Annotated in this window: 6 protein-coding genes; 4 read left to right on the forward strand and 2 right to left on the reverse strand. The window is 68.5% G+C overall.

Features of this window, described 5'->3' with window-relative positions:
- Positions 1-144 precede the first annotated feature (144 nt).
- Both WA965_RS24015 and WA965_RS24020 read right to left on the reverse strand, forming a co-directional pair.
- Entirely contained in the window at positions 145-747 is a 603-nt protein-coding gene (locus tag WA965_RS24015) for a DinB family protein (protein ID WP_526296946.1), read from the reverse strand.
- Between the two features lie 3 nt (positions 748-750).
- Positions 751-1,278 carry a DinB family protein gene (locus WA965_RS24020; RefSeq protein ID WP_526296948.1) on the reverse strand — a complete coding sequence of 176 codons (528 nt, stop codon included), beginning with the start codon at positions 1,276-1,278 and terminating at the stop codon, positions 751-753.
- A gap of 62 nt (positions 1,279-1,340) precedes the next feature.
- Here WA965_RS24020 and WA965_RS24025 point away from each other — a divergent pair, with 62 nt between their 5' ends.
- From WA965_RS24025 to WA965_RS24040, 4 genes are all read left to right on the forward strand, one after another.
- Complete coding sequence (locus tag WA965_RS24025; RefSeq protein WP_526448150.1) at positions 1,341-2,291, forward strand: helix-turn-helix transcriptional regulator; 951 nt, start codon at positions 1,341-1,343, stop codon at positions 2,289-2,291.
- 54 nt (positions 2,292-2,345) lie between these two features.
- Positions 2,346-6,509 carry a glycoside hydrolase family 38 N-terminal domain-containing protein gene (locus tag WA965_RS24030; protein ID WP_526296952.1) on the forward strand — a complete coding sequence of 1,388 codons (4,164 nt, stop codon included), beginning with the start codon at positions 2,346-2,348 and terminating at the stop codon, positions 6,507-6,509.
- Complete coding sequence (locus WA965_RS24035) at positions 6,506-7,117, forward strand: DUF7158 domain-containing protein (RefSeq protein WP_526296954.1); 612 nt, start codon at positions 6,506-6,508, stop codon at positions 7,115-7,117. The genes WA965_RS24030 and WA965_RS24035 overlap by 4 nt, the downstream gene beginning before the upstream one ends.
- The coding region (locus WA965_RS24040) for an ROK family protein (RefSeq protein WP_526448151.1) at positions 7,117-7,430 on the forward strand (314 nt) is incomplete at its 3' end. The genes WA965_RS24035 and WA965_RS24040, both read left to right, overlap by 1 nt.

A 7,430-nucleotide genomic window follows, 5' to 3' on the forward strand; every position in this document is an offset into this window, starting at 1 on the left:
GACGACCTCGATGCCGTGGTGGAGTACGCGCTGCAGTTCGTGCTCCGCTGACTCGCCCTTCCCCTGTTCGCCGAGATTGCGTTGTGTGCGGTCTTTCGTGGGTTTTTGGCGCGTGGAATACCGTTTCGGCGGGTTGGGGGTGGCCTAGGAGGCTTCTGCCGGCTTCCACGGCTTGAGCCAGTCCGTCTCGGGCCAGCCCTCGAGGCCGGCGAGCAGCTCGTAAAGAGTTGCGCCGTCGATGGTTTCGCGAACGATGTCACCCTGGCCGGCATGCCGGGCCAGCTCCTCGATCAGGTGGAAGATCACCCAGCGCACCGACCAGGCCGCCACGTCCTTCGGAAACCACGGCACGTGCTGCGGGATCGGTACCGCCGCGCCGAGGTCCGCCGCATCGATCAGCCGCAGCGTCTCGGCGTTCTGCTTGTCGAATTCGGCGAGAATGCCGGCGAGTGTCTCGTCCTCGCCCATGACGAACTCGTCCTGGTAATCCGCGGCCTGATCGGTCATCGGCCGCGTGTCGCTCTCGGTGAGCTCGGGCGCGGCGGCGACCCGCTCCATCCATCCGCGCTGGCAGTTGGTGACGTGCTTGATCAACCCGCCGATGGACAACGCACTGACCGACGGCGCGGAGCGGGCCTGCTCGTCGGTGAGCCCGAAGGCGATCGCGTGGAAGGCGTACTGCTGCGCGGCGATGTACTCCTTGAGTCCGGCACGCTCGTCGGCGATGGGAGGGGGCATGGCGGGCATCGGTCAGTTCTCCTTGTGGGTGTGGGTGTAGAAGTCACGGAGCAAGGCGATCTCGGCTCCGTGGTGGATCACCTCGCGGTTGATGTGCAGCACGAGTGTTGTCATCGGCTCCTCGGCGTACGGGCCCTCCGCCGGTCCGCACGGCCTGGCGAGGTCTGCGTCGTCGAGACCCAGCACCCCGTCTCGCCACAGTCGGTAGGCGTCGTCGAGCTGGTCGAGGGCGGTGCCGGCGTCGGTGGCGTAATCCCAGGAGTCGTAGTCGGCGGGTGGGCCGCCGAAGTGGGAGTGGTTCCGCATCGCCAGCACGCCGACGATCACATGCGCCAGTCGCCAGGCGATGGTGGTGACCGGCTCGGGTTGAGGCGGCGGATAGTCGAAGTCGATGCGGCCGTCGGGATGCACGGTCCAGCAATCGGGCACCGGCGCCCAGAAGTATTCGTCGTCGGTCAGTCCTATTAGGCGCGGTCGTAGTTGCATGCGCCAGTGGAAGTCGAGCTGTTCTGCCAGGTGAGGAGCGAGTGCGTTGCTCATGAACACACCATTGCACCGATTGAGGACAGTTTCTGTCCGCAAAGTGCGGCAGACTCGACGGTATGTCCGAAACCACAGGTCGGGTGCTGCAACTGCTGGGCCTGTTGCAGTCCCGCCGCGTGTGGAGCGGCCAGGAACTCGCCGAGAGGCTCCGGGTGACCACCCGAAGCGTCCGCCGCGACGTCGATCGGCTGCGGGAGCTGGGTTACCCGGTGCATGCCAGCACCGGGCACGGCGGCGGCTACCAACTCGGCGCCGGGGCCGCGCTGCCGCCGCTGCTCCTCGATCCCGACGAGGCCGTCGCGATGGCAGTGTGCCTGCGCGTGGCCGCCGGTGGCAGTGTCGCCGGCATCGGAGAGTCGGCGCTGCGCGCGCTGAGCAAGCTCGACCAGGTGATGCCCTCGAGGATGCGATCGCAGGTGTCCGCCGTACACGACGCCACGGTGACGCTGAGTGCCGCAACCGACACACCGGTCGACCCGGATGTGCTGATGACGCTCGCCCGTGCGAGTCGGGACCATGAACACGTCGCTGCCGGGTACGTCGACATCCGCGGCACCGCCACCCAACGGCGGTTGGAGCCCTACCAGCTCGTGACGACCGGGCGCCGCTGGTATCTGCTGTGTTTCGATCGCGACCGCCACGACTGGCGGAGCCTGCGACTGGACCGGATGTCCGACGTCCGGGCGCAGGGAAGCACGTTCGTTGCGCGCGACGCCCCGGACGCGGCCACCTATGTGCGCCGCGCGATCGCGTCGGCGCCCTATCCCTACATCGCGAAGGTGCGCTATTTCGCGGCACAAGATGTTGTCGCTCAGACATTTTCGGCCGCATCGGTGGAAATCGAGGCCGACGGACCCAACGCCTGTATCGTCACCACCGGAGCCGACGACCCCGAACGGATGGTGCCGTGGCTGGCGCTGCCGGGTTGCGACTTCGAGGTGCTGGAGCCGCCGGAGGTCGTCGACGCGGTCCGCGTGGTCGCCGAACGGATCGCACGCGCCGTGCGGTAACGCCCGGCGTGTCGAGTGCAAGGCCGCGTGCGCGCGGTACGGAAAGATCGGGGAATGCCCATCGAGGTGCTTGCGGCCGAGTCGACCGAACTGTTCACCGGGCCGGCCCACGAACCGCTTCAGCTCGTCCGGGTGTCCCACCGGGGCGGTTCGGCCGCCACGCCGGTGCGCATCGAGGGGCCCGGATTGCAGAGCATCGACGAGGCCGTCGCGGAACCCGGTGGGGCGCCGGTGGAGGTCGCCGTCCGCGTCCTCGACCCGGAGGTCGGACAGCGGCGGCCGGCGCGGGCGGTCGCAGGTGGGAGCTCTCTCGACTTCGACTTCACCGTCGCCGAGCCCGGTTGGACCATGTTCATGGTCAGTCACTTCCACTACGACCCCGTCTGGTGGAACACCCAGGCGGCCTACACCAGCGTCTGGACCGAGGAGCCTCCCGGCAAGGCGCGGCAGACCAACGGTTTCGAACTCGTCAGCGCACACCTCGAAATGGCCAGGCGCGAGGCGGAGTACAAGTTCGTCCTCGCCGAGGTCGACTACCTCAAACCGTTCTGGGACACCCACCCGGAGGACCGCGCAGACCTGCGCAGGCTGATCGCCGAGGGTCGTGTCGAGATCATGGGCGGCACCTACAACGAGCCCAACACCAACCTCACCGGTCCCGAAACGGCGATCCGGAACTTTGTGCACGGCATCGGGTTTCAGCGTGACGTGATGGGTGCCGACCCGGCGACGGCGTGGCAACTCGACGTCTTCGGGCACGATCCGCAGTTCCCGGGCATGGCCGCCGATGCGGGTCTGACGTCGAGTTCCTGGGCACGGGGGCCGCACCACCAGTGGGGCCCGATGGCCTCCGAGCACGGGCGCGAGGGCGACGCCGGGCGCATGCAGTTCGCCAGCGAATTCGAATGGATAGCGCCGTCCGGGCGCGGTCTTCTCACCCACTACATGCCCGCCCACTACGCGGCGGGCTGGTGGATGGACTCCTCGGCGTCACTACAGGAGGCCGAGACCGCCACCTACGAGTTGTTCGCGAAGATGAAGAAGGTTGCGCTGACCCGCAACGTGCTGCTGCCCGTCGGCACCGACTACACCCCGCCGAACAAATGGGTCACCGACATCCACCGCGACTGGAACTCCCGCTACACCTGGCCGCGATTCGTCTGCGCGGTGCCCAGCGAGTTCTTCACCGCGGTGCGCGATGAACTTCAGACGCGCGGGACCACACCGTCGCCGCAGACCCGGGACATGAACCCGATCTACACCGGCAAGGACGTGTCCTACATCGACACCAAGCAGGCCAACCGGGCCGCCGAGGACGCCGTTCTGCAGGCCGAGCGGTTCGCATCGTTCGCCGGGTTGTTGAGCGGTGCCACCTATCCCGAGGCCGCTCTGGCGAAAGCATGGGTGCAACTCGCCTACGGTGCCCACCACGACGCCATCACCGGATCGGAATCCGACCAGGTCTACCTGGACCTGCTCACCGGTTGGCGAGACGCCTGGCAGCTGGGAAGCGACGCGAGAGACCGTGCGCTCGCGTTGATATCGCGAGCGGTCGACGCGTCGGTGGTGGTATGGAACCCGTTGGGGCACAGCCGCTCCGATGTCGTCACCCTCCATCTTGACGAGCCGTTCCCGGGTCGGCTGCTCGACGCCGACGGAAACGAGGTCGCGCTGCTGTCCGAACACGGCGGGCATTCGATCACCTGGCTGGCCCGCGACGTGCCGTCGCTGGGCTGGCGCTCCTACCGGATGGCGCCCAGCGGCGGATCCGACTCATGGGTGCCGTTGGAGGGCAACGAGATCGCCAACGAGCACTACCGACTCCGAGTCGACGAATCGCGCGGCGGCGGCGTGAGTTCGATGGTCACGGCGGGGCACGAACTCATCGCGGCCGGCCGGGTGGGCAATGAGCTCGCCGTGTACGACGAGTACCCCGCCCATCCCACCGCAGGGGAGGGGCCGTGGCATCTGCTGTCCAGAGGTCCGGTCACCACGTCGGCGCAGACACCGGCGACGTCGGTGCGCGGCTACCGCTGCGGTTTGGGAGAGCGGTTGATCGTCACCGGCGAGATCCCCGGTCTGCTGCGCTACACCCAGACCCTGACGCTGTGGCGGGAGGTCGACCGGGTGGACTGCCGGACCACTGTCGACGACTTCTCCGGTGCGGACCGCCTGCTGCGGCTGCGGTGGCCCTGTCCGGTGCCCGGGGCCATGCCGGTCAGCGAGGTCGGCAACGCCGTGATCGGGCGTGGGTTCGGCTTGCTGCACGAACCGGGTTCGACAGACGCCGTCGACACCGCGGTCTTCCCGCACACGCTGGACAACCCCGCCTACGGCTGGTTCGGCGTGTCATCCGCGGTGCGGGTGCGCTTCCGCGGCGGCGAGGTACGGGCCGTATCGGTGGCCGAGGTGGTGGCCCCCGCCCACGCCGACCCGGCAACCGACGCACTGATCCGCGACCTGATGGTGGCGCTTGCCCGAGCAGGGGTCACCGCCACTCGCAGCACCGCCGACTCGCCACGCTACGGCGACCTCGCGGTCGACTCGAATCTTCCCGACGTGCGGATCAGCGTGGGCACCGCGGATGACAATTCCTTCACCGCAACGGTTCTCGGAGAACGAGACCGTGCATCCCGAATGTGGATCGCGGCTGCCGGACCGCTGCGGGACGTCTGGATGCCAGGTGCCGACCTGCGTGACCCGGCCGCACTGCCGGTGCTGGTCGTCGGGGCCGACGGCGACGTGGGATCCGCGCTCACGGCGCTGATCGATGATCTCGCCGACGCCGAGATCTCCGTCGACCAGGACGCGATGGGCAGCGTGGCGGAATTCGAATCGCGCACCGTCGCGGTGATCAACCGCGGCGTGCCCGGATTCGCCGTCGACACCGACGGGACCCTGCACGCGTCGCTGCTGCGGTCCTGCACAGGCTGGCCGTCGGGTATCTGGATCGACCCGCCTCGACGTACCGCCCCCGACGGTTCGAACTTCCAGCTGCAGCACTGGACCCACACCTTCGACTACGCGGTGGTCGCGGGGGAGGGGGACTGGCGCGACATCGACATGCCCTCCCGCAGCGCGGAATTCAACCACGCACTTCAGCCCGTCATCGCCCGCCACGATCCGACTTTCGGCGGACTGCCCACCTGGGGGTCGCTGCTGTCGGTCGAACCGGAGCGTGTCGTCAGCATCGGAGCGCTCAAGCCGGTGGGTAACCCGACGGCCGGTGGCAGCGCTCGCCACGTCGACGCGGGTGACGGGATCACCGTCCGACTCGTCGAGACGATGGGCCGTTACGCCGAGGTGACGGTGCAATCCGGGCTGCGCAACATCTCGTCACCGAAAAGGCTCGACCTGATCGAGCAACCGCTTGTCGGCGAATCCGACACCGTCTCGATGCACGGATACGAAATCGCCACCCTACGAACACAACTGAATCTTCCCCGGGTGCTCGACGCCGACCAGGTGAACCTGGCGCCCGACGCCGAGCCCGCCCAGCCGCTCTACGCCAGGTACTGGCTGCACAATCGTGGACCCGCCCCGCTCGGCGGGCTGCCCGCCGTGGCTCACCTGCATCCGCACCGGATGGAGGTCCAGGCCGGTGCAGTGGTTCCGCTGCGTCTGACGGCGGCCAGCGACGCCACCGACACCGCGCTGCACGGCAGGGTGCGACTGGTGGCACCGCCTGACTGGGAGATCGGAATGGCCGAACTGCCGTTCGTGCTTCCGCCGGGTGAGTACCTCGAGTCCACCGTCGAGGTGGCGGTACCTGAGACCGCAGCGGCCGGTCTGTATCCGGTGCGTGCCGAGTTGGCTGCCACCGGCGGCGCCATTCCCGCCTCGTGGCACCAGACAGTCGAGGATGTCTGCGTGATATCGCTCGGCCGCCACGACGACGCACTGCTGCGCATGATGACCGAGCCCGTCGGGGTCGACGTCAAAGCGGGCGACGTGGCGCATTTGCGCGTCACCGTCGGCACCGACGCCCATGCCGACCTCGCGGTGGAAGCGCACGCGATTTCGCCGTGGGGAACATGGGAATGGTTGGGACCCAACATCATCGGTGATGTCCTGCCGGCGCGGGGCACCGTCGATCTGGTGTTCGACGTCGCGCCGCCGGTGTGGGTGGAACCGGGGCAGTGGTGGGCGTTGATCCGCATCGCATGCGCGGGTGAGTTGGTGTATTCGCCGGCAGTCCCGGTTCGGGTGTACCGATGAGTAGCCGGTTGGCGGCCACCGTGGGCGACGACGTGGTGACCGTCGCCGACGTGGACGCCCGGGAACGAGCGCTGCGTGCCGGCGATCGGGCGCACGCACTTCCACGTGCGGGGACCGGTGAGGCCCGACAGTTTCGGCGTTGGATCACCCAGGTGCTGGTGGCGGAGCGGGTGGTGGCTGCTGAGGCGGGAGCGTTCGACGTCGGCCACGACATTCCGCCCGAGACGGATCCGTTGCCCGATGACGTCGCCCGGTTGGAGATCGGCAGTGTGGCGGCGGGCACGCTGGCCGAACCCGCGGGCCGTGCCGTATTCGCGCGCGTCACCGCGGCCGTGACGGTCAGCGATGCTCAGGTGCGGGACTACCACTGCCGCAACCCGTTTCGGTTTGCCGCCCGCCCGATGACCGACGATGGCTGGAGCGGCGCTCTCGCGGGTGTTGATCTCGAGGAGGTGCGATCCGCGATCACCGGGCATCTGCTTGCAGCAGCCCGGCGCCGCGAGTACCGCCGTTGGCTGGATGCGCGATGCGCCGAGGTGGTCGTGCTCGCCGACGGGTACGAACACCCCGGTGATCCCCGGCAACCCGACAACACCCACAGGCACTGATGGCCGACCGAATTCTGGCACTCGACATCGGCGGGACGAAGATCGCCGCGGGTCTCGTTGATGCCGACGGCAGGCTTGTCGTCCGCGCGCAACGCCCCACTCCGGACGGTGATGCCGAGACGGTGTGGAGCGTGGCCGAGTCGCTGCTCTCTGACATGCGGGCGGAGGCCGACGGGACGGTGACGGCGGTGGGAATCGCATCGGCGGGTCCGGTGGACCTGCCCGGCGGCACCGTCAGCCCGGTCAACATCGCCGCGTGGCGGCACTTCCCGATCGTGGCGCGCGTCGCGGAAAGCACCGGCCTGCCGGTGCG

The organism is Mycobacterium sp., from assembly GCF_049683935.1.
GTDB lineage: Bacteria > Actinomycetota > Actinomycetes > Mycobacteriales > Mycobacteriaceae > Mycobacterium.

Excerpts from the sequence above, each read along its gene's own strand:
- WA965_RS24015 (WP_526296946.1), bottom strand. The coding sequence starts at position 747 with ATGCCCGCCATGCCCCCTCCCATCGCCGACGAGCGTGCCGGACTCAAG.
- WA965_RS24020 (WP_526296948.1), bottom strand. The coding sequence starts at position 1,278 with ATGAGCAACGCACTCGCTCCTCACCTGGCAGAACAGCTCGACTTCCAC.
- WA965_RS24025 (WP_526448150.1), top strand. The coding sequence starts at position 1,341 with ATGTCCGAAACCACAGGTCGGGTGCTGCAACTGCTGGGCCTGTTGCAG.
- WA965_RS24030 (WP_526296952.1), top strand. The coding sequence starts at position 2,346 with ATGCCCATCGAGGTGCTTGCGGCCGAGTCGACCGAACTGTTCACCGGG.
- WA965_RS24035 (WP_526296954.1), top strand. The coding sequence starts at position 6,506 with ATGAGTAGCCGGTTGGCGGCCACCGTGGGCGACGACGTGGTGACCGTC.